This is a genomic window from Streptomyces sp. NBC_00104 (assembly GCF_045160825.1).
Lineage (GTDB): Bacteria > Actinomycetota > Actinomycetes > Streptomycetales > Streptomycetaceae > Streptomyces.
On record NZ_CP108215.1, the window covers coordinates 9513721 to 9540038 of the forward strand.

22 protein-coding genes are annotated in these 26318 nt (G+C 71.6%); 15 read left to right on the forward strand and 7 right to left on the reverse strand.

Translation table 11 applies throughout. From position 1 onward, the window contains the following. Positions 1–225 precede the first annotated feature (225 nt). The 4 genes from OG272_RS41570 to mmpA all read left to right on the forward strand — a co-directional run bounded on the left by OG272_RS41570 (position 226) and on the right by mmpA (position 2693). Complete coding sequence (locus tag OG272_RS41570; protein WP_327726791.1) at positions 226–1272, forward strand: oxidoreductase; 1047 nt, start codon at positions 226–228, stop codon at positions 1270–1272. Positions 1273–1342: 70 nt separating this feature from the next. After that, positions 1343–1669 carry a plasmid stabilization protein gene (locus OG272_RS41575; RefSeq protein ID WP_327726790.1) on the forward strand — a complete coding sequence of 109 codons (327 nt, stop codon included), beginning with the start codon at positions 1343–1345 and terminating at the stop codon, positions 1667–1669. Between the two features lie 46 nt (positions 1670–1715). Further along, a complete protein-coding gene (locus tag OG272_RS41580) occupies positions 1716–2405 on the forward strand; it encodes an endonuclease V (RefSeq protein WP_326574565.1) in 690 nt (229 codons plus the stop codon). Between the two features lie 141 nt (positions 2406–2546). Continuing rightward, positions 2547–2693, forward strand: a complete 147-nt coding sequence (gene mmpA / locus OG272_RS41585; protein WP_327732390.1) for a morphogenic membrane protein MmpA — start codon at positions 2547–2549, stop codon at positions 2691–2693. Between the two features lie 33 nt (positions 2694–2726). On the opposite strand, the gene OG272_RS41590 is transcribed toward mmpA, so the two are convergent. Continuing rightward, positions 2727–3908, reverse strand: a complete 1182-nt coding sequence (locus OG272_RS41590) for a saccharopine dehydrogenase NADP-binding domain-containing protein (protein ID WP_327726789.1) — start codon at positions 3906–3908, stop codon at positions 2727–2729. 163 nt (positions 3909–4071) lie between these two features. Between OG272_RS41590 and OG272_RS41595 the strand changes: the two genes are divergently transcribed. From OG272_RS41595 to OG272_RS41610, 4 genes are all read left to right on the forward strand, one after another. Further along, positions 4072–4392, forward strand: coding sequence for an MmcQ/YjbR family DNA-binding protein (locus OG272_RS41595; RefSeq protein ID WP_405896125.1), 321 nt, complete (start codon positions 4072–4074; stop codon positions 4390–4392). Between the two features lie 155 nt (positions 4393–4547). Continuing rightward, complete coding sequence (locus OG272_RS41600) at positions 4548–5825, forward strand: CaiB/BaiF CoA transferase family protein (RefSeq protein ID WP_405895757.1); 1278 nt, start codon at positions 4548–4550, stop codon at positions 5823–5825. Next, positions 5822–7036 carry an acetyl-CoA C-acetyltransferase gene (locus OG272_RS41605; RefSeq protein WP_326574561.1) on the forward strand — a complete coding sequence of 405 codons (1215 nt, stop codon included), beginning with the start codon at positions 5822–5824 and terminating at the stop codon, positions 7034–7036. The genes OG272_RS41600 and OG272_RS41605 overlap by 4 nt, the downstream gene beginning before the upstream one ends. Before the next feature lie 46 nt (positions 7037–7082). Next, on the forward strand, positions 7083–9257 hold the full coding sequence (locus OG272_RS41610; RefSeq protein WP_326574560.1) for a 3-hydroxyacyl-CoA dehydrogenase NAD-binding domain-containing protein: 2175 nt from the start codon (positions 7083–7085) through the stop codon (positions 9255–9257). 276 nt (positions 9258–9533) lie between these two features. Here the strand turns inward: OG272_RS41610 and OG272_RS41615 are convergent, their stop codons facing one another. After that, on the reverse strand, positions 9534–10259 hold the full coding sequence (locus OG272_RS41615) for a MerR family transcriptional regulator (RefSeq protein ID WP_405895758.1): 726 nt from the start codon (positions 10257–10259) through the stop codon (positions 9534–9536). Between the two features lie 80 nt (positions 10260–10339). On the opposite strand from OG272_RS41615, the gene OG272_RS41620 reads away from it, so the two are divergent. Next, the gene (locus tag OG272_RS41620) at positions 10340–10819 is read left to right on the forward strand and encodes a macro domain-containing protein (protein ID WP_327726786.1); all 480 of its coding nucleotides are present in this window, start codon (positions 10340–10342) and stop codon (positions 10817–10819) included. A 51-nt stretch (positions 10820–10870) separates the two neighbouring features. Continuing rightward, positions 10871–11347, forward strand: coding sequence for a hypothetical protein (locus tag OG272_RS41625; RefSeq protein ID WP_327726785.1), 477 nt, complete (start codon positions 10871–10873; stop codon positions 11345–11347). Between the two features lie 89 nt (positions 11348–11436). Here the strand turns inward: OG272_RS41625 and OG272_RS41630 are convergent, their stop codons facing one another. Next, a complete protein-coding gene (locus tag OG272_RS41630) occupies positions 11437–12996 on the reverse strand; it encodes a M1 family metallopeptidase (RefSeq protein WP_405895759.1) in 1560 nt (519 codons plus the stop codon). A gap of 225 nt (positions 12997–13221) precedes the next feature. Between OG272_RS41630 and OG272_RS41635 the strand changes: the two genes are divergently transcribed. The 3 genes from OG272_RS41635 (at position 13222) to OG272_RS41645 (ending at position 18263) form a co-directional block, all read left to right on the forward strand. Beyond that, positions 13222–15186, forward strand: a complete 1965-nt coding sequence (locus OG272_RS41635) for a Xaa-Pro dipeptidyl-peptidase (RefSeq protein WP_327726783.1) — start codon at positions 13222–13224, stop codon at positions 15184–15186. After that, positions 15183–16454: a M14 family metallocarboxypeptidase gene (locus tag OG272_RS41640; protein WP_326574554.1), complete on the forward strand. Its 1272-nt coding sequence runs from the start codon at positions 15183–15185 to the stop codon at positions 16452–16454. Before OG272_RS41635 ends, OG272_RS41640 begins: the two co-directional genes overlap by 4 nt. 84 nt (positions 16455–16538) lie before the next feature. Beyond that, positions 16539–18263: a BCCT family transporter gene (locus OG272_RS41645; protein WP_326574553.1), complete on the forward strand. Its 1725-nt coding sequence runs from the start codon at positions 16539–16541 to the stop codon at positions 18261–18263. A gap of 150 nt (positions 18264–18413) precedes the next feature. Here OG272_RS41645 and OG272_RS41650 read toward each other — a convergent pair whose 3' ends face one another. Beyond that, entirely contained in the window at positions 18414–19364 is a 951-nt protein-coding gene (locus OG272_RS41650) for an FAD-dependent oxidoreductase (protein WP_327726782.1), read from the reverse strand. Positions 19365–19430: 66 nt separating this feature from the next. Between OG272_RS41650 and OG272_RS41655 the strand changes: the two genes are divergently transcribed. Then, positions 19431–20459 carry an oxidoreductase gene (locus OG272_RS41655; protein WP_326574551.1) on the forward strand — a complete coding sequence of 343 codons (1029 nt, stop codon included), beginning with the start codon at positions 19431–19433 and terminating at the stop codon, positions 20457–20459. A 305-nt stretch (positions 20460–20764) separates the two neighbouring features. Further along, entirely contained in the window at positions 20765–22405 is a 1641-nt protein-coding gene (locus OG272_RS41660; protein WP_326574550.1) for an ABC-F family ATP-binding cassette domain-containing protein, read from the forward strand. Positions 22406–22593: 188 nt separating this feature from the next. Here OG272_RS41660 and OG272_RS41665 read toward each other — a convergent pair whose 3' ends face one another. The 3 genes from OG272_RS41665 to OG272_RS41675 all read right to left on the reverse strand — a co-directional run bounded on the left by OG272_RS41665 (position 22594) and on the right by OG272_RS41675 (position 26240). Then, on the reverse strand, positions 22594–24987 hold the full coding sequence (locus OG272_RS41665; RefSeq protein WP_327726781.1) for a Tex family protein: 2394 nt from the start codon (positions 24985–24987) through the stop codon (positions 22594–22596). Between the two features lie 157 nt (positions 24988–25144). Further along, complete coding sequence (locus tag OG272_RS41670) at positions 25145–25288, reverse strand: LPFR motif small protein (protein ID WP_169800313.1); 144 nt, start codon at positions 25286–25288, stop codon at positions 25145–25147. An 85-nt stretch (positions 25289–25373) separates the two neighbouring features. After that, positions 25374–26240, reverse strand: coding sequence for an SCO6745 family protein (locus OG272_RS41675; protein ID WP_405895760.1), 867 nt, complete (start codon positions 26238–26240; stop codon positions 25374–25376). Positions 26241–26318 lie beyond the last annotated feature (78 nt).

Below are 26318 nucleotides of genomic sequence, written 5' to 3' on the forward strand. Positions count from 1 at the left end.
TCGGGCCGATCCGTGCACATGAGGAGCGAGTGACCTCTGTCACCGAGCCCAATCACTGAGGTGATCCATTTCTCATCCCGTGTACCGGGATATGGGAGAGGACACCGGACACCGTCCGGCGGTTCCCGGCCGAGGGCATCTGGACGGCACCGGATCGGTGCACTAGCTTCGCCCGCCATGAGGGGCTTGGGGCAGTCGAGACGGATGAGTCGGACGAGTCGGACGATGACGACGGGCCTGGCCGCGGCGGCACTCGCCGCCGCCCTGGCGGTGCCCGCACAGGCGCACGGGGAGGGCCGTCCACCCCACTGGGAACTGAAGGAGACCGGCACGGACGTGCGCTTTCGCGGTCTCGCCGCCGTCAGCCGGAACAGCGCGTGGCTGGCGGGTTCCGCGGGGACCGTACTGCGCACCGGCGACGGGGGCAGGACCTGGCGCAACGTCTCACCTCCCGGCGCACAGGATCTGCAGTTCCGGGACATCGAGGCATTCGACGCACGCAGGGCGGTCGTGCTGGCCATCGGTGAGGGCGAGGCCTCCCGCGTGTACCGCACGGGCGACGGCGGCGCGACATGGACCGAGTCGTTCCGCAACACCGATCCGCGCGCCTTCTACGACTGCCTCACCTTCTTCGACCCCCGCCACGGACTCGCCATGAGCGACCCGGTGGACGGGAAGTTCCGCATCCTGTCCACCAAGGACGGCGGCCGCTCCTGGAAGGTCCTGCCGAACGAGGGCATGCCGCCGGCCCTGGAGGGCGAGGCGGGCTTCGCGGCGAGCGGGCAGTGCCTGGTCAACTCCGGCCCCCGTGACGTGTGGCTGGCGACCGGAGGCGCCGCCCGCGCGCGGGTGCTCCACTCCGCCGACCGAGGGCTGACCTGGACGGTCGCCGACACGACCGTCCCGGCAGGCGACCCGGCCCGGGGCGTCTTCGCGCTCGCCTTCCATGACCGGGCGCACGGCATCGCCGTCGGCGGCGACTACCGCGCCGACCAGCCGTCCCCGCGGGCCGCGGCCACCACCGGCGACGCCGGCCGCACCTGGACGACCGCCGCGCAGCCGCCGCCCGCCTACCGCTCCGGCGTCGCCTGGCTCCCGTACAGCCGTACGACCGCCCTCGCCGTCGGCCCCACGGGCACCGACCTCACCGCCGACGGCGGCCGCACCTGGCGCACGGTCGACACCGGCTCGTACGACACCGTCGACTGCACCCCGGACCGGGGCTGCTGGGCGGCGGGGGAGAAGGGGCGCGTGGCCCGCCTGGAGAACTGACCGGCACGGGGTTGGACCGGCCGAAACGGGTACTTGTGGCGTGTTCGAGTCACGAAGGGAGTGAGCGACCATGCCACGCGGTTCGAGCCCCAAGAGGGAACGCCAGTACGAGCACATCAAGGAGAGCGCCGAGGACCGCGGTGAGAGCGAGTCGCGCGCCAAGGAGATCGCCGCCCGGACCGTCAACAAGGAACGCGCCCGGTCCGGCGAGTCCAGGACCGCGAGCCGCACCTCCACGCAGGACATGTCGTCGGGCAGGCGCGGTGGTCAGCGCTCGCACAAGGGACCCGCGGGGCCCACGTACGACCAGCTCTACGAGGAGGCCAAGCGGCGGGGCGTCCAGGGCCGTTCGGGCATGAACAAGAGCCGGCTCAAGCGCGCCCTGGGCGACAAGTAGCCCCGGGCCGCGCCCGCGCGCCGGGATGCGTACGCTCGTCAGCACCATGACGACCGTACGCATCCCCGCGGGCTGGCCCGCCACCGAAGAGCAAGCCCTCGCCGTGCAGGACGAGTTGCGGGGGAGGACGGTCCTCGACGAGACCGGACCGCCGCCCGGTGGCGGGCACGTCACCGGCGTGGACGTGGCGTACGACGACGAGCGGGACGTCGTCGCGGCGGCGGCCGTGGTCCTGGACGCGGCCACGCTCGACGTGGTGGCGCAGGCCACGGCGATCGGGCAGGTCTCCTTCCCGTATGTCCCCGGCCTGCTCGCGTTCCGGGAGATCCCGACCGTGCTGGCCGCGCTCGACGCGCTGCCCTGCGACCCCGGTCTGGTCGTCTGCGACGGCTACGGCCTCGCGCATCCCCGCCGCTTCGGCCTCGCCTCGCACCTGGGCGTCCTCACCGGGCTCCCCACGATCGGCGTCGCCAAGAACCCCTTCACCTTCACGTACGACGACCCCGGCACCCCGCGCGGCAGCGCCTCCCCGCTTCTCGCGGGCTCGGAGGAGGTGGGGCGTGCCCTGCGCACCCGCGACGGCGTCAAGCCGGTCTTCGTCTCCGTCGGCCACCGCGTGAGCCTCGCCAACGCCTGCGCCCACACCCTCGCCCTCACCCCGGCCTACCGCCTGCCGGAAACCACCCGCCACGCCGACTCCCTCTGCCGCCGGGCTCTGAAGGACACGACCGACTGAACCTCCGGGCCGAACGGTCCGCAGGAGGGGCTGTCGGGACGCTCCCGTACGGGCGGGCGGGCGTACCGACCACGTACCTGAGTACGAACTGAGTACGTGTACGGATGCCGGCGCGGCGTCATGATCGGCAGGCTGTGCCGTATGACGACGCACCGAGCCCCGAAGCCCGCCGCCAGCCACACCCAGTCCGTCGAGCGCGCCGTGACGACCGGACTGCTCCTCGCCGTGATCGCCGGACTGGCCTGGATCGCCGGCATGGTCTACACGGTGACGGGGTGGGCCCAGTAGGGCCCGCTCGCGTACGCCGAGCGGGCTCGTTCGTTACTGGGACGCCGCCACCCGGAACGTGATCCCCGCCGCGCGCAGCCGCTCGATCAGCGCGTCGCCCATCGCGACCGCCGTCGTGACCTGCCCCGCCGTGGCCGGGAGGTCGTCGAGGGCCAGGCACAGCGCGGACTCGGCGAACATCTTCGCCGTCTCGCCGTAGCCGGGGTCGCCGCCCGAGACCTCCGTGAAGACCCGGCGCCCGCCGCCCTCGCCGACGAACCGGACCGAGAACCAGCTCTTCGCCCGCTTCTCCGCGCTCGGCCCCTCACCCGGCTTGAGCCGGTCGCCCAACCACCGCCGTACGGGCGGCACTTGGGCTGCGGCGACGACCGCGCCGACGAACGCGACCCCGCCCACCGCGAAGGGGAGGGTCTTGACGGCCGCGTAGTGGCGGTAGCGGAAGTCCGGCCCGTAGCGCTGCAGGGCGCGCGCCGAGCGCTGCACCACCTGCGCGTCGATGGTCGGCAGCGGAAGCGCCCACGCCCCGACCTCCTTGGCGAACCGGGGCGCGCTCACCGGCGCGTACGCCCGTCGCCCCACCATGCGCGGTTCGTGCCGCTTGCGTTCCTGCGCGGCGGCCATCGTCTGCCGGGTGCGCGAGAACCCGGTGAGCGCGGAGTTGAACGTACCGCCGGAGAACATGCCCTCGGCGCGCACGAAGCCGTCCACGGTGATCGGCACGTCCTCCGGGAGCTGCCGCACCGTGAAGTACGCGCCCAGGTCGTGCGGTATCGAGTCGAAGCCCGCCGCGTGCACGATGCGGGCGCCGGTCTCACGCGCCCGGGCGTCGTGTCTGACGAACGTCAGGTCGACGAACTCGGGTTCGCCGGTGAGGTCCAGATAGTCGGTGCCCTCGTCGGCGCAGGCGGCCACCAATTCCTCGCCGTGGGTGATGTACGGGCCGACGGTCGTGGCCACCACCCGTGTCTGCCGGGCGAGTTCGCGCACGGCCCGCGCGTCGGAGCCGTCCGCCTGGAGCACGCCGATCTCCGTGCCGCCGGGCAGCCGCTCGCGCAGCGCCGCGAGCTTCTCCGCGTTGCGCCCGGCGATCGCCCAGCGCAGTCCGTCGGGCGCGTTCTCGGCGAGATACTCCGCGGTGAGCTCCCCGACGAACCCCGTGGCCCCGTAGAGCACGATGTCGTACGCCCGCTCGGCCTTGCCCTGCTCACTGCTCATGGAACCCCTCAGCACTCGCACACGACTCGTCCACGCGCCGTTGTCGGTGGCTGAGGCTAGCGTGAGGGACGAGCAGCCGAGCGCGCGGGATCCGGAGGTGGCCGTGACCGTACCGAAGAGCGCCCTGAAAAAGTGGGAGAAGGTGCGCGAGTTCGCCCTCGGGATGCCCGGTGCGGTGGAGGAGTTCCCGTGGGGCGAGAGCGTCGCGAAGGTCAACAAGAAGGTCTTCGTGTTCCTCGGCACCGATGACGGCGGCTATCCGCTGGGCGTCACCGTCAAGCTCAGGGACGAGGAGACCCATGCCCACGCCCTGACCTGCCCCGGCGCCGAGCCCGCGGGGTACGGCCTGGGCAAGGCCGGGTGGGTGCGCGTCCCGCTGGAGGAGAAGGGCGCTCCGGGCGCGGAGTTGCTGTGCGACTGGGTCGAGGAGAGCTACCGCGTGATCGCACCGAAGAAGCTGATAGCCGAGCTGGAGGCCCGCTGAGATCGGCGACGGAGGCCCGGTGAGGGCGGGCTGACATGTCCCGCGACTCCGGGCACAATGACTAAGCGTTTGCTCATTCGGGGCTTGTGCGGAGTGGAACGCGTTCTTAGCATCACTGGTGTTACATCGTTTGTGTCACAGAGCTTGGGGGCTCGATGGCAGTGGCGAAGACGCCCGGGCACGGTCCGCTCACCGGTGTGCGCGTGGTCGAACTCGCGGGCATCGGCCCGGGACCGTTCGCCGCCATGCTCCTCGGCGACCTCGGTGCCGACGTGGTCCGCGTCGACCGGCCGGGCGGTGCCGGCCTCGCCGTGAATCCCCTGTACGACGTCACCAACCGCAACAAGCGGTCGGTGATCGTCGACCTGAAGTCCCCGGACGGCCCGGACACCGTCCTCGACCTGGCGGAACGCGCCGACATCCTGATCGAGGGCTACCGGCCGGGCGTCGCCGAACGCCTCGGCGTCGGCCCCGAGACCTGCCACGCCCGCAACCCGAGGCTCGTCTACGGCCGGATGACCGGCTGGGGCCAGCAGGGCCCGCTCGCCCAGCGCGCCGGCCACGACATCGCGTACATCGCCCTGACCGGCACCCTCGGCATGACCGGCGCGCCCGGCACCCCGCCCGTCGCTCCCGCCAACCTTCTCGGCGACTACGCGGGCGGCTCCCTCTACCTGGTCGTCGGCGTCCTCGCCGCCCTCCACCACGCCCGCGCGACCGGCGCGGGCCAGGTCGTGGACGCGGCCATCGTCGACGGCACCGCGCACCTCTCCGCGATGATCCACGGCATGCTCGCCGCCGGCGGCTGGCAGGACCGCCGCGCCGCCAACCTCCTCGACGGCGGCTGCCCCTTCTACGGCACGTACGAGACGGCCGACGGCCGGTACATGGCCGTGGGCGCGCTGGAGCAGCAGTTCTACGCGGAGTTCGTCGACCTGCTCGGCATCGGGGACCGGGCCCCGGCCCGCAAGGACACGGCCGCCTGGGGCGAGCTGCGCGAGACGGTCACGGCCCGCTTCAAGACCCGTACGAGGGACGAGTGGACGGCCGTCTTCGAGGGCTCAGACGCCTGTGTGGCCCCCGTCCTCTCGTTGCGCGAGGCCCCGCAGCACCCGCATCTCGCGGCCCGGGGCACCTTCACCGACTTCGGCGGCATCACCCAGCCCGCCCCCGCGCCCCGCTTCTCCGCCACCCACACCTCGGTCCGCGGCGGACCCGCCCAGCCGGGCGCCGACACGGCTGACGTGGCACACGACTGGGGCATATCGGGCCTCCTGAAGGACGCCTCAGGCCAGGACGCCTCCGGCCAGGACGCCTCCCGAAAGGACGGCTTCTCGACAGGCGCACCCCCGCCGGACGCCTCCGTGCCGGACCCCGATCGACATCGGCCCCCGGGCCGCACCCTCCCGCCACTCGAAAGGCCAGACTCGTGAGCACCGAAGCGTACGTGTACGACGCGATCCGCACCCCGCGCGGCCGCGGCAAGGCGAACGGCTCCCTCCACGGCACCAAGCCCATCGACCTCGTCGTCGGGCTGATCCACGAGGTCCGAAGCCGCTTCCCCGGCCTCGACCCGGCCGCCGTCGACGACATCGTGCTCGGTGTGGTGGGCCCGGTGGGCGACCAGGGCTCCGACATCGCCCGGACGGCCGCGATCGCCGCCGGACTGCCGGACACGGTGGCCGGCGTACAGGAGAACCGCTTCTGCGCCTCCGGGCTGGAGGCCGTCAACCTGGCCGCCGCGAAGGTCCGCTCGGGCTGGGAGGACCTGGTGCTCGCGGGGGGCGTCGAGTCGATGTCGCGGGTGCCGATGGCCTCGGACGGCGGAGCCTGGTTCAACGACCCGATGACCAACCTGGCCGTCAACTTCGTGCCCCAGGGCATCGGCGCCGACCTCATCGCCACCGTCGAGGGCTTCTCCCGGCGTGATGTGGACGAGTACGCGGCGCTGTCCCAGGAACGGGCGGCGGCCGCCTGGAAGGACGGCCGGTTCGACAGGTCGGTCGTCCCCGTCAAGGACCGCTCCGGCCTCGTGGTCCTCGACCACGACGAGTACCTGCGGCCCGGTACGACCGCCGACTCGCTCGCCAAGCTGAAGCCGTCGTTCGCGGACATCGGCGAGCTGGGCGGGTTCGACGCGGTGGCGCTCCAGGAGTACCACTGGGTCGAGGAGATCGACCACGTCCACCACGCGGGCAACTCCTCCGGCATCGTGGACGGCGCGGCCCTCGTCGCCATCGGCACCAAGGAGATCGGCGAGCGCTACGGCCTGCGCCCGCGCGCCCGGATCGTCTCGGCCGCCGTTTCCGGATCCGAGCCCACCATCATGCTCACCGGCCCCGCCCCCGCGACCCGCAAGGCCCTCGCCAGGGCGGGGATGACCATCGACGACATCGACCTGGTCGAGATCAACGAGGCGTTCGCGGCCGTCGTCCTGCGTTTCGTGCGGGACATGGGCCTCTCGCTCGACCAGGTCAATGTCAACGGCGGCGCGATCGCGCTCGGCCACCCGCTGGGCGCGACCGGCGCGATGATCCTCGGCACCCTCATCGACGAACTGGAGCGGCAGCACAAGCGGTACGGGCTGGCCACGCTGTGCGTGGGCGGCGGCATGGGAATCGCGACGATCGTCGAACGCCTCTAGACGTTCCCGCAGCGGCACAGACTCTGACACTCACGGAGACCCTCACATGACCGAGAGCACCACCATCCGCTGGGAACAGGACCGCACGGGCCTCGTCACCCTCGTCATCGACGACCCGAACCAGTCCGCGAACACCATGAACCAGGCGTTCCGCGACTCCCTCGCGGTGATCACCGACCGCCTGGAGGCGGAGAAGGACACCGTCCGCGGCGTCATCATCACCTCCGCCAAGAAGACCTTCTTCGCCGGCGGCGACCTCCGCGACCTCATCAGGATCACCCCCGAGACCGCGCAGCAGCTGTTCGACGGCGGCCTGGAGATCAAGCGCAACCTGCGCCGCATCGAGACCCTCGGCAAGCCGGTCGTCGCGGCGATCAACGGCGCGGCCCTGGGCGGCGGTTACGAGCTGGCCCTCGCCTGCCACCACCGCATCGCCCTCGACGCCCCCGGCTCGAAGATCGGCTGCCCCGAGGTCACCCTCGGCCTGCTCCCCGGAGGCGGCGGCGTCGCCCGCACCGTACGGCTGCTGGGCATCGCCGACGCCCTGCTCAAGGTGCTGCTCCAGGGCACCCAGTACACCCCGCAGCGTGCCCTGCAGAACGGCCTCGTGCACGAAGTGGCGGCCACCCACGACGAGTTGATGGACAAGGCCCGCGCCTTCATCGACGCCAACCCCGAGTCGCAGCAGCCCTGGGACAAGCCCGGCTACCGCATCCCCGGCGGTACCCCGGCCAACCCGAAGTTCGCGGCGAACCTGCCCGCCTTCCCGGCGACCCTGCGCAAGCAGACGAACGGCGCGCCCTACCCGGCGCCCCGCAACATCCTCGCCGCCGCCGTCGAGGGCGCCCAGGTCGACTTCGAGACCGCCCAGGTCATCGAGGCCCGCTACTTCGTGGAGCTGGCCGCCGGGCAGACCTCGAAGAACATGATCCAGGCCTTCTTCTTCGACCTCCAGGCGGTCAACTCCGGTGCGAACCGCCCCAAGGGCATCGCACCCCGCCAGGTCCGCAAGGTCGCCGTCCTCGGCGCCGGGATGATGGGCGCGGGCATCGCGTACTCGTGCGCCCGCGCGGGCATCGACGTCGTCCTGAAGGACGTGACCGCCGAAGCGGCCGCGAAGGGCAGGAACTACTCGGAGAAACTCTGCGCCAAGGCGGTGTCCAAGGGCCGCACCACCCAGGAGAAGGCCGACGCCCTCCTCGCCCGCATCACCCCGACCGCGGACCCGGCCGACCTCGCGGGCTGCGACGCCGTCATCGAGGCCGTGTTCGAGAACACCGAGCTCAAGCACAAGGTCTTCCAGGAGATCGAGGGGGTCGTGGCACCGGACGCCCTGCTCTGCTCCAACACCTCCACCCTTCCCATCACCGAGCTGGCCGAGGGCGTCGTCCGCCGGTCCGACTTCATCGGCCTGCACTTCTTCTCGCCCGTCGACAAGATGCCGCTCGTCGAGATCATCAAGGGTGCGCAGACCGGCGACGAGGCCCTGGCCCGCGCCTTCGACCTCGTCCGGCAGATCAAGAAGACCCCCATCGTCGTCAACGACTCACGCGGCTTCTTCACCTCCCGTGTCATCGGCCACTTCATCAACGAGGGTGTCGCGATGGTGGGAGAGGGCATCGAGCCCGCGTCCGTCGAACAGGCGGCGGCCCAGGCGGGCTACCCCGCCAAGGTCCTCTCCCTCATGGACGAGCTGACCCTCACCCTGCCCCGCAAGATCCGCGCCGAGTCCCGACGGGCCGTGGAGGAGGCGGGCGGCACGTGGACCGTCCACCCCGCCGAGGCCGTCATCGACCGCATGGTCGACGAGTTCGGCCGCCCCGGCCGCAGCGGCGGCGCCGGCTTCTACCACTACGCCCCCGACGGCCGCCGCGCCAAGCTCTGGCCCGGCCTCCGCGAGCACTTCACCAAGCCGGGGTACCGGATCCCCTTCGAGGACATGCAGGAACGCATGCTCTTCTCGGAGGCCCTGGACACCGTGCGTCTGGTGGAGGAGGGCGTCCTCACGTCCGTTGCCGACGCCAACATCGGCTCCATCTTCGGCATCGGCTTCCCCGGCTGGACCGGCGGCGTCCTCCAGTACATCAACGGCTACGAGGGCGGACTGCCCGGCTTCGTCGCCCGGGCCCGCGAACTGTCCGCCCGCTACGGCGACCGCTTCACCCCGCCGGCCCTGCTGGTGGAGAAGGCGGAGAAGGGGGAGCGGTTCACGGACGCGTGAAGCCCCGGGCGAGCGGGGGACTTTCACTGGCCCCCGCCGCCCCTACCCGTCCCTTTCCCAGGGGTTGCGCCCCTTCGATCCCACCCGCGGGTCCGTCGTGGTTGCTCGCGCAGTTCCCCGCGCCCCTGAAAAGGGGCGCGGGGAACTGCGCGAGCAACCACGACGGACCCGCAGCCGAACAACTCACCTGGGCGGGGTCAAAGGGGCGACAGCCGGCGGCGGGGGCGAGCGAAGCGCGGGCCCGGGTCCCCGCACGCCGATGATCCGCACCGCCGCTCAGGACTCCGCCAGCCACTCCCTCAGCTCGTCCTTCAGCGACCGCTGAAAGGTCGTCAACAACGCCTGCACGACCAGGGGTTGCATATGGGCCGACAGGGACTTCACGGCCTGCGGATCGCGTTCCGCCATCGCGTCGCGGAAGAGCACCGACAGCTCGTGCGCCGCCGCACGCGAGTGCTCGATCAGTACGGTCCGCGCGGCGAGGATCGACTCCTCGGACAGCGGTACGTCGAGCAGTTCCACGCCGAGCCGCAGCAGCCCGGGGTCCACCCGAAGACCGTCGCCGTCCCGCTCGACCACGCCCATCGCCACGAGCCGTTCCACGTCCTCCTCGCCCAGGGACCGCCCCGCCCGCCGGTCGAGCTCCTCCCGTGTGACCGTCTCCACCGCGTCCGGCACCCAGGAGGCCACCACCGCACGCTGGAGCGCGAGGTCACGCGGGGTGAGGTCCGGCGGCAGTTGTCGCAGATACCGCTCGATGGCCGCGAGGGTCATGCCCTGCCGCTGCAACTCCTCGATCAGCGCGAGCCGCGCGAGATGAACCCGCCCGTAGTGACCGACCCGGCGCGGGCCGATCACCGGCGGCGGCAGCAGACCCCGGGTGCTGTAGAAGCGGACCGTACGCACCGTGACGCCCGCCCGCGCGGCCAGCTCGTCGACGGTGAGAACGATCTCCCCGGAGCCGGAGCCGGAGCCGGAGCTCTCTCCGATGTCGGTCGTCATGCACAGCAGTATCGCTGTCTCACCAGTGCTGTGACACCTCGGGCGAGGGGATTGTCAGTGCCGCCCCGTACGGTGGCGTCATGTCGGGGATCACCTACGTCCGGGGGGACGCCACCGTGCCGCTGGGCAAGGGCGTCAAGGTCATCGCCCATGTCAGCAACGACATGGGCGGCTGGGGCAAGGGCTTCGTCCTCGCGCTGTCCCGCCGCTGGCCGGAGCCGGAGACCGCCTACCGCGCCTGGCACCGCGACCGCGCGCACAACGACTTCGGACTCGGCGCCGCCCAGTTCGTCCGGGTCGGCACCTACCTCTGGGTCGCCAACCTGATAGGCCAGCACGGCACCCGCACCGGCAGCAAGGGCGTGCCCGTCCGCTACGAGGCCATCGACGCGGCCCTCGGCCTGCTCGCCGACAAGGCCCTGGAGCTGGACGCCTCGGTCCACATGCCCCGCATCGGCTGCGGACTCGCGGGCGGCAAGTGGTCCCGCGTGGAGCCCCTGATAGCCGACCGACTGATCCGGCGCGGGATAGCGGTGACGGTGTACGACCACGGGGACTGATCCCGGGCCGAAGCGCGGTACCTCGCGCGGGTGAGCGGGTAAGGCACCCTCATGGACCTTCTCCCGATGGACATCGGACCGTTGAACCCCGTCGTAGGGGAACTCGTCGTCGCGGCGGTGCTGTTCGCGCTCGTGTTCCTCTTCTTCGTCCGGCTCGTCCCCCGGATCCAGCGGGTCCTGGCGGAACGGGAGGCCGCGACCAAGGGAACCGAGGCACAAGCCGAAGCCCTGCGGGAGGAGGCCCGGATCAAGCGGGCCGAGGGGGCGGCGGCCCTGGCCGCCGCCCGCCACGAGGCCGCCCGCATCCGTCAGCGCGCCTTCGAGGAGGGCACCGCCCTGATCGCCGAGGCCCGCGCCGACGCCCACCGCGCGTACACCACCCTCCTCACCGAGGGCCATGCCCGCCTCGCCGCCGACCGCGCCACGGCCGAGGCCGAACTCCGCGTCCACGCAGCGGAGCTGGCCTCGAACCTGGCGAGCAGAATCATCGGCGAACCCATCGAGGCGAAGGTCCACCCGCGCCCCTGAAGGCCGCAGGCCTCCCCAGGGCCGCGGGGAACTGCGCGACAAGCCACGACGAACCCGCGGTCGGGAGCCGGAATCAACCTCCCGAGCTCTCAGCGCCCGTCCCCACCCTCACCCCCACCCTCATGCTCATGCTCATGAACGGAGTTCGTCGCGGCGATCTTCTTCCACGACCTGGGCGCCGCGGGAGCACCGCCCGCCGAAGCCAGGGCCCCCCGCCCCGCCGCGGCAGCACTCGGCTTGACCGGCCGGTACAGCCACGTATCGACCAACGTCCCCAACGACTCCCCGGACACCTTCTCGGCATACGCGACGAAGTCACCGACCGTCGCGTTCCCGTAGGCGTACTTCCCCGGCCACCCCTTCAAGATCTCGAAGAACGCCTCGTCCCCGATCTCGTTGCGCAACGCCTGAAGTGCCAGCGCTCCCCGGTCGTACACGGCGAGATGGAACTGGTTCTCCGGCCCGGGATCACCCGGCCTGACCGTCCAGAAGGGATCGTCGGCCGGATGCGACGCGTACACGTAGTCCGCGATCTCCTGCGCCGTCCCCTCGTTCTCGTGCTCGGACCACAGCCACTGCGCGTACCGCGCGAAACCCTCGTTGATCCAGATGTCCTTCCACCCGGTGACGGAGACGAGGTCGCCGTACCACTGGTGGGCCAGCTCATGGACGACGACGGACACGTTCGACCCGTTCGCGAACTGCCGCGGGCTGTAGAACGGCCGGGTCTGCGTCTCCAGCGCGTAGCCCACCTGGGGGGTGTTCGGCACATACCCGCCGAGCGCGTTGTACGGATACGGCCCGAAGAACTCCGCCAGCCAGTCGGCGACTTCGCCCGTGCGTTCGACGCTGGCCCGGGCAGCGCCGTAGCTGTCGCCGATGTCCTTGCTGTACGCGTTGATGATCGGGATGCCGTTCTCGGTCCGCCCGGTCGTGACGTCGAACCTGCCGACGGCGAGCGTGGCGAGATACGTGGCCTGCGGCTTGTCGGACCGCCAGTTGTAGCGGGTCCAGCCGGCGCGTGAACTCGTCGACTGGAGCGTGCCGTTGGAGATGGCCTGCGAGCCGTCCGGCACGAGCACGGACACGTCGTACGCGGCCTTGTCGAGCGGATGGTCGTTGCTGGGGAACCACCACCAGGCCGCCTCGGGCTCGCCCGCCGCGACACCGCCGTCGGGGGTCCGCAGCCAGCTCGTGAAGCCGTACGCCTCCTTCGACGACGGGACCCCGCTGTAGCGGACCACGACGGTGATCTCCGTACCCTTGGGCAGCGGGTTCCTCGGCGTGATCTCCAGCTCGTGCTCGCCGGAGGAGACGAACGTGGCCCTGGCGCCGTTGACCCGGACCTCGCTCACATCGAGCAGGAAGTCCAGATCGAAGCGGGAGAGGTCCTGGGTGGTCCTGGCGAGCAGGGTCGCCGTGCCCTCCAGTCTGTCGGTCTCCGGCTGGTACTTGAGCCGGAGGTCGTAGTGGGAGACGTCGTATCCGCCGTTGCCGTAGGCCGGGTAGTAGGGATCGCCGATCCCCGGCGCTCCGGGCGCGCTGTGCTGTGTGGGGGATTCCCCCGCACCCCCTGCGTCCGCCGAGGCCGGGATCGCCAGCAGCAGGGAGGCCACGAACGCGCCCGGGGCGATGAGTCTGCGGTGCACGAATCACTCCAAGTCGTCGGTGAACGGTTCCGCGAGAGTCTGTGCGGAGCCTATTCAGTCCCTGTGGACCCGGCCGTGTCCATGGCCGCCTCTGTCACACGATCGCCATTCGGCCGACACGAGTGACCCCGTCCCACACTCCTTTCAGGCCACACCGTGGCCGAAGCCCCGCGAGCCCCAAGAGGGCCTCTTCTCCACGGGAGTTGACCGCAGTACCGTCCGCGCATGCCGATACCTGTGCGACGCATGCGCTTCACGACCTGGAGACCGCTCGCGACGGCGGCCACGGCCGCCGCCCTCACGGCCGCGTTCCTGACCCCGGCGGTCGCCGGCACCCCGACCCCCCGGAAAAGTGAACCGGTCTACTCGTACGACGACGCCATCCGCGAGGCCGTCTGGGTGGACACCGGGCTCGACGGCGACCGCGACGGGAGGACGGACCGGGTCGCCGTCGACATCGTCCGTCCGAGCGAACCCGACCGACGGGGCCGCGAGATCCCCGTGATCATGGACGCCAGCCCGTACTACTCCTGCTGTGGACGGGGCAACGAGAGCCAGCGCAAGACGTACGACGCGAACGGCGACGTCGTCCAGATGCCGCTGTTCTACGACAACTACTTCGTGCCCCGCGGCTACGCCTTCGTCGCCGTCGACCTCGCCGGAACCAACCGCTCCGACGGCTGTGTGGACGTCGGCGGCCGCTCCGACATCCAGTCCGCCAAGGCGGTCGTCGACTGGCTCAACGGACGCGGCAGGGCGTACACCACCCGGACGGGCACCACGCGGGCCAAGGCCGGCTGGACCAACGGCAGGACCGGCATGATCGGCAAGAGCTACGACGGCACGATCGCCAACGGGGTGGCCGCCACCGGCGTCGAGGGCCTGGAGACCATCGTCCCGATCGCCGCGATCTCCTCCTGGTACGACTACTACTTCGCCAAGGGCGCCCCCCTCTACAACTCGGGCCCCGAGTGGCTCTCCGACTACGTCGAGAGTCCCGACGCCCGCGCCAAGTGCGGCCATGTGCAACAGAAACTGGTCGACGGTGCCCCGCGCACCGGCGACCGGACCCCGCTGTGGACCGAGCGCGACTACGTCAAGGACGCCCGGAAGATCGACGCCAGCGTCTTCGTCATCCACGGCCAGCAGGACCTGAACGTCCGCCCCAAGCACTTCGGGCAGTGGTGGGACGCCCTCGCGAAGCACGGCGTCGAGCGCAAAATCTGGCTCTCCCAGACCGGCCACGTGGACCCGTTCGACTTCCGCCGCGCCGAGTGGGTCGACACCCTGCACCGCTGGTTCGACCACGAACTCCTCGGCTACGACAACGGCATCGACGACGAGCCCATGGCCGACATCGAACGCCGTCCGGACCAGTGGGAGACGTCCCGGATCTGGCCGCCGCGCCCCACGCACGCCACGACCCTCCGCCCGGCCGGGGGCAGCGAGCCGGGCGTCGGCACCCTCGGCCTCCGCACGCGGTCCGGCACCGAGACCTTCACCGACGACCCGGCGCTGAACGAGACCGACTGGGCCGCGCACGTCGACCGGTCCACCCCCGACAAGGCGGGCTTCGTCACCCCGCCCCTCACCCAGGGCCTGCGGCTGTCCGGCTCCTCCAAGGTGACCGTCACCGCCACGCCCACCACCTCCACCGCCCACCTCTCGGCGGTCCTCGTGGACCTGGGCCCGGACACCATCCGCGACTACTCCACCGCGGGCGAGGGCATCACCACCCTCACCGAGCGCAGCTGCTGGGGCCCGAGCACCACCGGCGACAGCTCCTGCTTCCGGGAGACCGCGGCCAAGACGGCTGATGTCGACTACACGATCGTCAGCCGCGGCTGGGCCGACCTCGGCAACCACTCCTCCGACACGGGAGCCCCGCTCACACCGGGCACCCCGTACACGATCACCCTCGACCTGCACGCGAGCGACCACGTCGTCCCGGCGGGCCACCGGCTCGCCCTGATCATCGCGGGCACCGACGAGGACCTCATCGACCCGCCCTCCAGCACCCCCACGCTGACCATCGACCTCGCGCGCACCTCCGCGAAGGTCCCGCTGGTCGGCGGTGCCGAGGCCTTCAGGAAGGCGACCTCCGGCTCCATCGGTCACCCGGCGGCCTCGGTCCTCGACGGCGTACGCGACCCGAGCCGGGCCGCCCGCGTCCCGGGCGGTGCCGCATGAGGGCCCGTATCGCGGCGCTGATCGCCGTCGCGCTGGCCGCACCCCTGCTGTCGGCGCCCGCGTACGCGGCGGACACCACCGCGCCGCGCACCGGATTCGAGCGGTCGGGCGGCGCCCGCTGGACCAGTCAGCCGGAGGAGCAGGAGTTCCTCGCCGCCGTCGACCGGGCGAGCTCCCGTGTGTCGACGACGCGTATCGGCACGACCGAGCAGGACCGTCCGCTCCAGCTCGTCCGCATCGGCACCCGCCCCACCACGCGCACGGTCCTGCTCATCTGCAGCCAGCACGGCGACGAGCCCTCCGGCCGTGACGCCTGCCTCACCACGATCCGCGACCTCGCCTTCGCGCAGGACGAACGGACCGAGCGGCTGCTGAGGTCCACCACCGTGCTCGTCGTGCCCACCGCCAACCCCGACGGCCGGGCCGCCGACACCCGGGGCAACGGCGACGGCATCGACATCAACCGCGACCACCTCGCCCTGCGAACGGCAGAGGCGCGGGCGCTCGCCGCCGTCGTGCGCGACCGCAAGCCCGACGTCGTCTACGACCTGCACGAATACGGCGCCACGCCCCAGTACTACGACAAGGACCTCTTCGACCTCTGGCCGCGCAACCTCAACACCGACGCGGCCGTCCACACCGAGGCCCGCAACCTGTCCCTGGACCACGTCCGCCCGGCCGCGTCCGCCGCCGGCCACTCGACCGGCACGTACGGCATCTGGACCGACCCGGTCACCGGCGATCCCATCCGCCAGGTCGCCGGCGACGGCCAGGAACGCATCCTGCGGAACATGTCCGGAATCAAGCACTCTGTCGGGCTGCTGATCGAGAGCCGGGTGGAACCGCTGACGGCCGGCACCGAGGAACCGGCCAACAACCTGCGCCGGGTGAACTCCCAGCTCGCCGCTCTGAAAGGCCTGTTCCGCTTCGCGGGAGAACGCGGCCGGCAGGTCGACCGGGTGACCGGCGCGGCCCGGCTCGCCGGACTTCGCGACACCGGCCCCGTCTACGTGGGTGGCGCCGACAACGACCCGGCCGAACCCGCCGAGGTGATCCAGGACCCACCCTGCGGCTACCGGCTCACCGAACAGCAGTACGAGGAGTTCGCGGACGAGCTGGCCCTGCACGGCGTCCGCGTACGGGCCGGGAAGAACGGCGACGGCGTCCTCGTACCGCTGCGCCAACAGGTGCGCGCGCTCGTGCCGCTGCTGCTCGACGAGCGGGCGCCGTATCGCCTGACGGCGGGGGTGCCCGACACCGCCTGTTGAACAAGAAGGGGTCGGCGTCACATGCGGTAGGGGTTCCTGGGCAGGAGTAGGTCAGTTCCAGCCACCCGCGGAAAGGTTCCACCTGTGACGCACGATCATCGCACCACCCACCACGGGGGAGGCGCGCTTCCAGGATCGGAGGCGGGCCTCTCCGGCGGCGGGCGGCCCCGGACGGACCGCGTCGTGTTCGGCGTGACGGCGGCGCTCACCCTGGCCTTCGTGCTCTGGGGCGCCATCTGGACCGACTCGCTCGAAACCGCCTCCGGCAAGATGCTGAACGGCCTGATCCACAACGGTGGCTGGGCCTTCATGCTGGCCGCCTCCTGTTTCGTCGTCTTCGCCCTGTGGCTCGCGGTCAGCCGCTACGGCCGCATCCACCTCGGGGTCGAGGGCGAGAAGCCCGAGTTCCGCACGGTCTCCTGGGTCGCCATGATGTTCAGCGCCGGCATGGGCATCGGCCTGATGTTCTACGGCGTCAGCGAGCCCCTCGCCCACTACACCTCGCCCCCGCCGGGCACGAACCCCGGGGGCTCCGGCGAGCGCATGGAAACGGCGATGGCGACCACGCTGTTCCACTGGACGCTGCACCCCTGGGCGATCTACGCGGTGGTCGGCCTCGCCATCGCCTACAGCACGTTCCGCAAGCAGCGCCGCCAGACCATCAGCGCCGTCTTCACCCCGCTGATCGGCGAGAAGCACGCGAACGGCACCAGCGGCCGGATCATCGACATCCTGGCCATCGTCGCCACGATCTTCGGCTCGGCGGCCTCCCTCGGCCTCGGCGCCCTCCAGATCGGCTCCGGCTTCCAGGAGCTGGACTGGATGAACAAGGTGAGCACCGGTCTGCTCGTCGCCATCATCGCCGTCCTGACCCTGGCCTTCGTCGCCTCCGCCGTGTCCGGTGTGGAGAAGGGCATCCAGTGGCTGTCCAACACCAACATGGTGCTGGCCCTGGTGCTGGCGGTCTTCGTCTTCGTCGCCGGTCCGACCATCCTGGTCCTGGACCTGCTGCCCACCTCGGCCTTCGCCTACCTCGGCGACCTGCCCCAGCTCGCGGGCCGCACCGAGGCCTCCGGCGGGGAGGGCGTGGCCGACTGGCTCGGCAGCTGGACCGTCTTCTACTGGGCGTGGTGGATCTCCTGGACGCCCTTCGTCGGCATGTTCATCGCCCGCATCAGCCGCGGCCGCACCATCCGTCAGTTCATCGGCGGCGTCATCCTCGTCCCCAGCTCGGTCAGCCTCGTCTGGTTCGCGGTCTTCGGCGGGACGGCGATGAAGCTCCAGGAGCAGGGCCGGCTCGGTGAGGAGGCCACGCCGGAGGGCCAGCTCTTCGCGGTCCTCCACGAGTTCCCCATCGCCACGGTCTCCAGCCTGCTCGTGATGATCCTCGTCGGCATCTTCTTCGTCTCCGGTGCCGATGCCGCGTCCATCGTCATGGGCACGCTCTCCCAGCGCGGCGCCCTCGAACCCGGCCGCTTCGTCGTCGTCTTCTGGGGCGTCGTCACCGGGGCCGTGGCCGCGATCATGCTCCTCGTCGGCAGCGGGCAGGGCGACGCCCTCACGGGCCTGCAGAACCTCACGATCCTGGCGGCCGCGCCGTTCGTCATCGTCATGATCGGCATGTGCGTCGCCCTGATGCGCGACCTGCGTCGGGACCACGTGATCGTCCGCGAGGAGATGGCCTCCGAGGCGGTCGAACTCGCCGTCATCGAGGGCCACAAGCGCTACGACGGCGAGTTCGAGATCAGGGTCGGCCCGGGCCAGGGCACGGAGATCGAGGGAGACCCGATCGGCCAACGCCCCGAGTGAGAACTCCGCGGGGCCGGCGTGCGGCGCCCCCATGAGGGGCGCGGGGCTCTGCCGATGTGCGGCTCCGCCGCGGGGGCGCGACCAGCCCCCGCGCCCCCGCGGCCGACCGACGGCCCGGTCTCGCACAGCCGCGCTCGCACGGCGGCCGGCTCACACGGTGGCCAGTCGCGCAGCGACCCCCGCACACCCCCACGCCACCGTGACCCCGGCCCCGCCGTGACCGTAGTTGTGCACCAACACCCGCCCGCCCGGCAGGACTTCCCGCTCCAGACGGACTGCCGGGCGCGCGGGCCGCAGGCCCACCCGGTGCTCGATGATCCGCGCCCCCGCGATCTCGGGCCGTACCGCCGCACACCGCTTCACGATCCGCTCGGCGATCACGGGGTCCGGCGTCAACGACCACGCGTCCTCCTCCGCCGTACCGCCCAGGATCAACCCACCCGGCTGCGGGATGAAGTACGTGCTCTCGGAACCGGGGTGATCCACCGACGTGAGCCAGGTGGTGACCCCGGGGTTCTCCACGACGACCAACTGCCCCCGCACCGGACGTACGGAAGGATCCGGCACCAGCTCCCGCGCGCCGAGCCCCGTGCAGTTGACGACGACGGGAGCGTCGACCGCCGCGAGGTCCGTGACCGTACGCTCCTCGACCGTCCCGCCCGCCGCGACGAACCGCTCGCGCAGCCACCGCAGATGGACCGGCATGTCGATCAGCGGCAGGCGCGCCCACAGCCCGACTCCGGGATATTCCTCGGCCGTCGCCGGGCGCAGACCGGCCACCCGGGAGGCCCACGCGCCGAGCTCGTCCAGCGCGGTCCCGCCGTGTACGCCCTCGACCATGCGTACGCCCGTCTCGTCGGGCCGGGCCGCCAACTCCTCGTACACGGCCAGGCTGACGAGCGCCCACTCGCCGACGGCTTCCTCCGGCTCGATCCGGTAGGGCCACCACAGCCCGCCCGCGACGGCGGACGTCGTCCGCTCTCCCGGCTCCCGTGCCCAGATCCGGACCCGTCTGCCGCTCTCCGCCAGGACCACGGCCGTCGTCAGACCGACGACTCCGCCACCGACCACGATCAGGTCACTGTTCGATTCCTTGGTCACGCAGGGACGTTAACGGAAAATGTCATGCAGTGCTCACAAGTCTGCCTTTGTGGGGATACTCACACCATGTCTGCCGAGTACGCGACCTTCGGCCTGGCACCGGCGATGCGAGCCGGTGGCGTCCTCGCCGACGGTGCCTACCAAGTGCACCGGGACTTCGTGGACTTCATCGTCGACGGACGCCCGCTGCTGTTCCAGCTCTCCGACCTCGACGCCGTCTCCCCACTCGCCTCCGACGTCCCTCCCTCGATCTTCACCGCCCAGGTGCGCAGCCTGCTCCTGGAAGCCGAAGCACCACTGGCACACGGCCGCTACGTCATCTACGGCTGCCCCGAATGCGCCGACCTCGCCTGCGGTGCCGTGACCGCGGTGATCGAGCGGGACGGCGACGACTACGTGTGGCGGGACTTCGCCTGGCAGACGGAGGAGGAGGCCGACCTCAGACTCAACGGCTACACGGGCATCGGTCCTTTCCGGTTCCACGGTTCCGAGTACCGCGGCGCGCTGCGGTCCCTGCTGCGGGAGTCCGCCGCCGAGCCGTCGGCCCGCCGCCGGGTTCTCCTCATCGGTGCCCGCGTCGCCGTCCTCGCCAAACTCGCGGCAGCCCTGCGCGCCATCGGTATCGGCGCCGACATAGCGCACGACGCCACCGGCGTGCCCGTCGAGGAACTGCGCACCTACGGTGCCGTGGCCTTCGGACGGGCCGTCGGCGCGGCGGACCGCGAGGCCGTACGGCTGGCCTTCGACCGCGCGGGAGTCCAGGTCGCGTACGTCGACGGGCTCGCCCCGATCATCCCGCTCCTCGTCGCCCAGATCGAACACGCCCTCGACCGCAGCCCCGCGGAACAGCGTCGCCTCACCCGCCTCGTCGCCGCCGGGGGACAGGCCGGCATCGAGATCACCTCCACCTGCCGGGTGGAGCTCACCGCCTACCGCCTCGACCGGCTGTACCGCCCCCACACCTACCGCTTCTTCGACGGGATCCTCCCCGCGGGCCGGCACCGCATCGGCCTGGACCCGAAGGCCGTGAAGGGAGAATCGTTCATCGTGGCCCGCACGTCGGGGACCGTGCTGGTGGAGCCGATGGCGCGGTGAGTGACCGCTGCCCCTTCGCCCCCGAGGGACGCATGCGTCGGCTGCGGGCGGGTGGGGCTGCTCGCGCAGTTCCCCGCGCCCCTTCCGGGGGCGCGGGGAACCGCGCGAACGGGGTCCGGGGCGGAGCCCCAGGATGGGGGCACCTCCCGCTCGAGCGAAGCCGAGAGTGGGGGAGGGACGGGTAGGGGCGGCGGGGGCGAGAAAAAGAAGGACACGAACTGACCGGACGCGGCTCGATCGGTGGATGCGGCCCCCGCACGACGCCGCTAGGAGGACCCGCCCCCCTGTCGTTAGGATCGCCCCTCGTGACCGCCACCCTCGTCGTCAAGAATCTCGCCGCCGGCCACGGCGACCGCTCGCTCTTCTCCGGACTCGACCTCGTCGTGGCCCCCGGTGATGTGATCGGGCTGGTCGGTGCCAACGGCGCGGGCAAGTCCACGCTGCTCCGGCTGCTCGCCGGCCTGCTCCCGCCGGAGGAGGGCGAGCTACGGCTGTCCCCGCCCACGGCGACCGTGGGGCACCTGCCGCAGGAGCCGGAGCGCCGGGAGGGCGAGTCCGTACGGGAGTTCCTCGCCCGGCGTACGGGTGTCGCGGAGGCCCAGCGCGTCATGGACGAGGCCACCCAGGCGCTGGTGGACGGTGCGCCGGGCGCCGACGACGCGTACTCGGTGAGCCTGGAGCGCTGGCTCGACCTGGGCGGCGCCGACCTCGACGAGCGGGCGGAGGAGGTCGCCGACTCCCTCGGCCTCGGCGTCGACCTGGACCAGCCGATGACCGGCCTCTCCGGCGGCCAGGCGGCCCGCGCCGGACTCGCCTCCCTCCTCCTCTCCCGCTACGACGTCTTCCTCCTCGACGAGCCCACCAACGACCTCGACCTGGACGGCCTGGAACGACTCGAACGCTTCGTCTCCGGCCTGCGCGCGGGCACGGTCGTCGTCAGCCACGACCGCGAGTTCCTCACCCGCACCGTCACCAAGGTCCTCGAACTCGACCTCGCCCAGAACCAGATCAACCTCTACGGCGGCGGATACGAGGCCTACCTGGAGGAGCGCGAGACGGCGCGCCGGCACGCCCGCGACGACTACGAGGAGTACGCCGACAAGAAGTCCGCCCTCCAGGACCGAGCCCAGATGCAGCGCTCCTGGATGGACAAGGGCGTCAAGAACGCGCGGCGCAAGGCGAACAACGACAACGACAAGATCGGCCGCAAGTTCCGCAGCGAGGCGAGCGAGAAGCAGGCCGCGAAGGCCCGGCAGACCCAGCGCATGATCGAACGGCTGGACACCGTCGAGGAGCCGCGCAAGGAGTGGGAACTGCGGATGGAGATCGCGGCGGCCCCGCGCTCCGGTGCCGTGGTCGCCACGATGCGGGACGCCGAGGTGCGGCGGGGAGACTTCGCCTTCGGACCGGTGTCCCTGCAGATCGACTGGGCGGACCGCATCGCCATCACCGGCGCGAACGGCGCGGGCAAGTCGACGCTCCTGGGCGCGCTGCTCGGCCGGGTCCCCCTGGACGCGGGGCACGCCGCCCTCGGCTCAGGCGTCCTCGTCGGCGAGGTCGACCAGGCCCGCGGCCTCTTCCTCGGCCCCGAGTCGCTCCTCGACGCGTTCTGCGCGGCCGTCCCCGACACCGAACCCGCCGAGGTGCGCACCCTCCTCGCCAAGTTCGGCCTCAAGTCCACCCACGTCCTCCGCCCGGCCGTGACCCTCTCCCCGGGCGAACGCACCCGCGCGGCCCTCGCGCTGCTCCAGGGCCGAGGCGTCAACCTCCTGATCCTCGACGAGCCCACCAACCACCTGGACCTCCCGGCGATCGAACAACTCGAATCCGCCCTCGACTCCTACGAGGGCACACTCCTCCTGGTCACCCACGACCGCCGCATGCTGGACGCGGTACGGGTGACACGCCGCTTCGCGGTGGAGGCGGGCAAGATGACGGAGAGCTGAGAGAAGCGAACGACACCGCTCCGCGCGCCCCTGACGAAAGCAGGGGCGCAGCCCCCTGCTTTCGTCAGGGGCGCGCGGAACTGCGCGAGAAGCCCCACCGGACCCGCGGACGGGGGTCGAAGGGGCGCAGCCCCTGGGGGAGGGGACGGGTAGGGGCGGCGGGGGCGAGAAACCCCCGCCGCAGCGCCTCAGCGGCGCTTCTTGTCCACCAGCCCCGCCCGCCGCAACGCATCCGCCATCGCACTGTTCGAAGGCGCCGGCGCAGAAGCCCCCTGCCGGGAACCGCCCCCACCCCCACGCCCCTGCTGCCGAGGCGGCTGAGTCCCACGCGCCCCCCGCTGAGGCCGAGACCCCCCACCCGACTGCCCCTGCCCTTGTCCCTGCCCCTTGGGCGCGGCCTCGTCGTCCAGCCGCAGCGTCAGGGAGATCCGCTTCCGCGGAATGTCGACGTCGAGAACCTTCACCTTGACGATGTCCCCGGGCTTGACCACATCACGCGGGTCCTTGACGAACGTCTTGGACAGCGCGGAGACATGCGCCAGACCGTCCTGGTGGACACCGACGTCGATGAACGCCCCGAAGGCCGCCACGTTCGTCACGACCCCCTCCAGGATCATCCCGGACACCAGGTCGGAGATCTTCTCGACACCCTCCTTGAACGTGGCGGTCTTGAAGGCGGGCCGAGGGTCACGCCCCGGCTTCTCCAGCTCCTTCAGGATGTCCGACACGGTCGGCAGACCGAACGTCTCGTCCACGAAGTCCCCGGGCCTGAGCGACCGCAGCACCCCCGTGTTGCCGATGAGCGACGCCACCTCCTGACCGGAGGTCTTCACCATCCGCCGGACGACGGGATACGCCTCCGGGTGCACGCTGGACGCGTCCAGCGGGTCGGTGCCGCCCCGGATCCGCAGGAAGCCGGCGCACTGCTCGTACGCCTTGGGGCCGAGCCGCGCCACCCCCTTCAGCTCGGAGCGGGAGGTGAACGGCCCGTTGGCGTCGCGGTGGGTCACGATGTTCTCGGCGAGCCCGGAGGAGATGCCGGAGACACGGGCCAGCAGCGGCGCGGAGGCCGTGTTCACGTCGACGCCGACGCCGTTCACGCAGTCCTCGACCACCGCGTCCAGCGACCGCGACAGCTTCACCTCGGACAGGTCGTGCTGGTACTGCCCGACGCCGATCGACTTCGGGTCGATCTTCACCAGCTCGGCGAGGGGATCCTGCAGGCGGCGGGCGATCGAGACGGCGCCGCGCAGCGACACGTCCATGCCGGGCAGCTCCTGCGAGGCGAACGCGGAGGCCGAGTACACCGACGCGCCCGCCTCGGACACCATCACCTTGGTGAGCTTCAGCTCCGGGTGCTTGGTGATCAGTTCACCGGCGAGCTTGTCGGTCTCCCGGGACGCCGTGCCGTTGCCGATCGCGACCAGCTCGACCGCGTGCTCCCCGGCGAGGCGGGCGAGCTTGGCGACGGCCTCGTCCCACTTGTTGGCCGGGACGTGCGGGTAGATCACGTCGGTGGCGACGACCTTGCCCGTCGCGTCCACCACGGCCACCTTCACGCCCGTACGGAAGCCCGGGTCCAGCCCCAGCGTGGCGCGCGTACCGGCCGGGGCGGCGAGGAGCAGATCGCGCAGGTTCGCCGCGAACACGTTCACCGCCTCGTCCTCGGCGGCCGTCCGCAACCGCAGCCGCAGATCGATGCCGAGGTGGACGAGGATGCGGGTCCGCCAGGCCCAACGGACCGTGTCCGTCAGCCACTTGTCGGCGGGCCGGCCGCGGTCGGCGATCTGGAAGCGATGGGCGACGATCCCCTCGTACGACGAGGGGCCGGGCTGCTCGGAGGGCTCCTCCGGCTCCAGGACGAGATCGAGGACGTCCTCCTTCTCGCCGCGCAGCATGGCCAGGATGCGGTGGGAGGGCAGCTCGGTGAAGGGCTCGGCGAAGTCGAAGTAGTCGGCGAACTTGGCGCCCGCCTCCTCCTTGCCGTCCTTCACCTTGGCGGCCAGCCGGCCCCGCACCCACATACGCTCGCGCAGCTCGCCGATCAGGTCGGCGTCCTCCGAGAACCGCTCGGTGAGGATCGCCCGGGCACCGTCCAGCGCGGCCTGCGGATCGGCGACGCCCTTGTCGGCGTCCACGAACGCCGACGCGGCGGCCAGCGGCTCGACCGTCGGATCGCCGAGCAGGCCCTCGGCCAGCGGCTCCAGACCGGCCTCGCGGGCGATCTGCGCCTTCGTACGCCGCTTCGGCTTGAAGGGGAGGTAGATGTCCTCCAGCCGCGCCTTGGTCTCGGCACCACGGATCCGGGCCTCGACCTCGGGCGTCAACTTGCCCTGCTCGCGCACCGACTCGAGGATCGCCGTCCGCCGCTCCTCCAGCTCCCGCAGATAGCGCAGCCGTTCGTCGAGGGTGCGCAGCTGCGCGTCGTCGAGCATCTCGGTCGCTTCCTTGCGGTAGCGAGCGATGAAGGGCACGGTCGAACCGCCGTCGAGCAGCTCCACCGCGGCCCTGACCTGCCGCTCCCGTACGCCGAGCTCCTCGGCGATCCTGCCTTCGATGGACCCTACGAGGGGTGTCGTCACGATCCCGTACCGCCTTCTCCACTGGGGTTGCGCGGCAATTGTGGCAGGTGGCACCGACAGCGGGGGCCAGGGCGTGAGACTCGTACGGTCGGCTTCGGACAGACGGGGAGCCGGACGCGTGGTCGCGTCCGGCTCCGAAGGTCGCGGCCCGGAGTCCTCAGGCCCGACGGGCCCGTCCGGTGCGGCGCGTCGAACTCGACGCGCCCCCGAAGAGGCGGGCCACGGCCCGGAACGGCAGCGTGACCACGGTCGCGACGGCCCCACCGATCTGCCGCAACACGTCTGCGATCGCACGGAACACGTATTTCCCCTTTCGTCTCCCGGCTGGCTGGGCCAGGAACGATCGGGTACCGCGCCCCGCACCGTTCATACCTGAACCGATCCGATCAGCGCTTGCCGATCATCCCCGCCGGGAACGCCCCCGCGCCGACCATCGTCGTCACCAGGCCCGTCATCAGCTCGGTGAGGCGCTCCACCCCGGCCGAGCCCAGATGCTCGTACGGCGCCAGGTCGAGGCGGTCCGTCGCGTCCTCGATCTCCGCGCGAAGCGCGACACCGGCCCCGGTCAGCTCGCCCTCGGCGTCGAGCAGCCCGCGTGCCCGCAGCCGCGCCCGCGCCGCGTCCCACTCGTCCCGGTTCCAGCCCCGCGTGCCGAGGACCCACTTCGGGGACATGCCCTTGCCGGTCGCGGTGTGGCTGGCCAGCGCCTCGACCGGGTCGAGGCCGGCGTCGAGGAGCGCCGCGAGATGCCCGTCGCCCCGGTGCTCGCGCAGCAGCGTGGTCGCGTGCCAGAGCGCGAGATGGGGGCGCTCGGGTACGGGGAGATCGGAGTGCGCGGCGTACAGGGGGCGTGCGGTCCTCGTGCACGCCTCCGCGGCGCGCAGCGCCAGCTCCGCCGCCTCGGCGACCTCCTCGGAGGCGAGCAGCTCCTCGCCGAGCAAGCGTCGCAGCGTGGCGTCGACGGCCCGCTCCCGGGCCGCCAGCACCACCGACGGGGACGCCGCCTCCCACACGGCGGGCACATGCCTCGCCACCAGTTCGTACCGGAAGTTGAAGAACGTCGCCGTCACCACGCCCGGGCCGACCCCGCCCATCGGCGCGGCCCGCACCGCGAAGTACGCCGCCCCGGAGTCCTCCACCCCCACGGCGGCCAGCTCCGACCCGAGGTCCGGCGAGAAGTAGTGCGCGGAGTGGTACGGATTCAGGAAGCTGTAGCAGCGCCGCCCGGCGCGCTCCGGAAGAGAAGAGGTCATGCCCGGCACGTTACCGACTGGTCGGTTGGTGCGAGGAAGGCGGGCCCCGAGCCGAGCGGGAACCCAACCACCCCAGGC

Coding starts and splice junctions, on each gene's coding strand:
- OG272_RS41570 (WP_327726791.1), top strand. CDS start 226: ATGACGACGGGCCTGGCCGCGGCGGCACTCGCCGCCGCCCTGGCGGTG.
- OG272_RS41575 (WP_327726790.1), top strand. CDS start 1,343: ATGCCACGCGGTTCGAGCCCCAAGAGGGAACGCCAGTACGAGCACATC.
- OG272_RS41580 (WP_326574565.1), top strand. CDS start 1,716: ATGACGACCGTACGCATCCCCGCGGGCTGGCCCGCCACCGAAGAGCAA.
- mmpA (WP_327732390.1), top strand. CDS start 2,547: ATGACGACGCACCGAGCCCCGAAGCCCGCCGCCAGCCACACCCAGTCC.
- OG272_RS41590 (WP_327726789.1), bottom strand. CDS start 3,908: ATGAGCAGTGAGCAGGGCAAGGCCGAGCGGGCGTACGACATCGTGCTC.
- OG272_RS41595 (WP_405896125.1), top strand. CDS start 4,072: ATGCCCGGTGCGGTGGAGGAGTTCCCGTGGGGCGAGAGCGTCGCGAAG.
- OG272_RS41600 (WP_405895757.1), top strand. CDS start 4,548: ATGGCAGTGGCGAAGACGCCCGGGCACGGTCCGCTCACCGGTGTGCGC.
- OG272_RS41610 (WP_326574560.1), top strand. CDS start 7,083: ATGACCGAGAGCACCACCATCCGCTGGGAACAGGACCGCACGGGCCTC.
- OG272_RS41615 (WP_405895758.1), bottom strand. CDS start 10,259: ATGACGACCGACATCGGAGAGAGCTCCGGCTCCGGCTCCGGCTCCGGG.
- OG272_RS41620 (WP_327726786.1), top strand. CDS start 10,340: ATGTCGGGGATCACCTACGTCCGGGGGGACGCCACCGTGCCGCTGGGC.
- OG272_RS41625 (WP_327726785.1), top strand. CDS start 10,871: ATGGACCTTCTCCCGATGGACATCGGACCGTTGAACCCCGTCGTAGGG.
- OG272_RS41635 (WP_327726783.1), top strand. CDS start 13,222: ATGCCGATACCTGTGCGACGCATGCGCTTCACGACCTGGAGACCGCTC.
- OG272_RS41640 (WP_326574554.1), top strand. CDS start 15,183: ATGAGGGCCCGTATCGCGGCGCTGATCGCCGTCGCGCTGGCCGCACCC.
- OG272_RS41655 (WP_326574551.1), top strand. CDS start 19,431: ATGTCTGCCGAGTACGCGACCTTCGGCCTGGCACCGGCGATGCGAGCC.
- OG272_RS41675 (WP_405895760.1), bottom strand. CDS start 26,240: ATGACCTCTTCTCTTCCGGAGCGCGCCGGGCGGCGCTGCTACAGCTTC.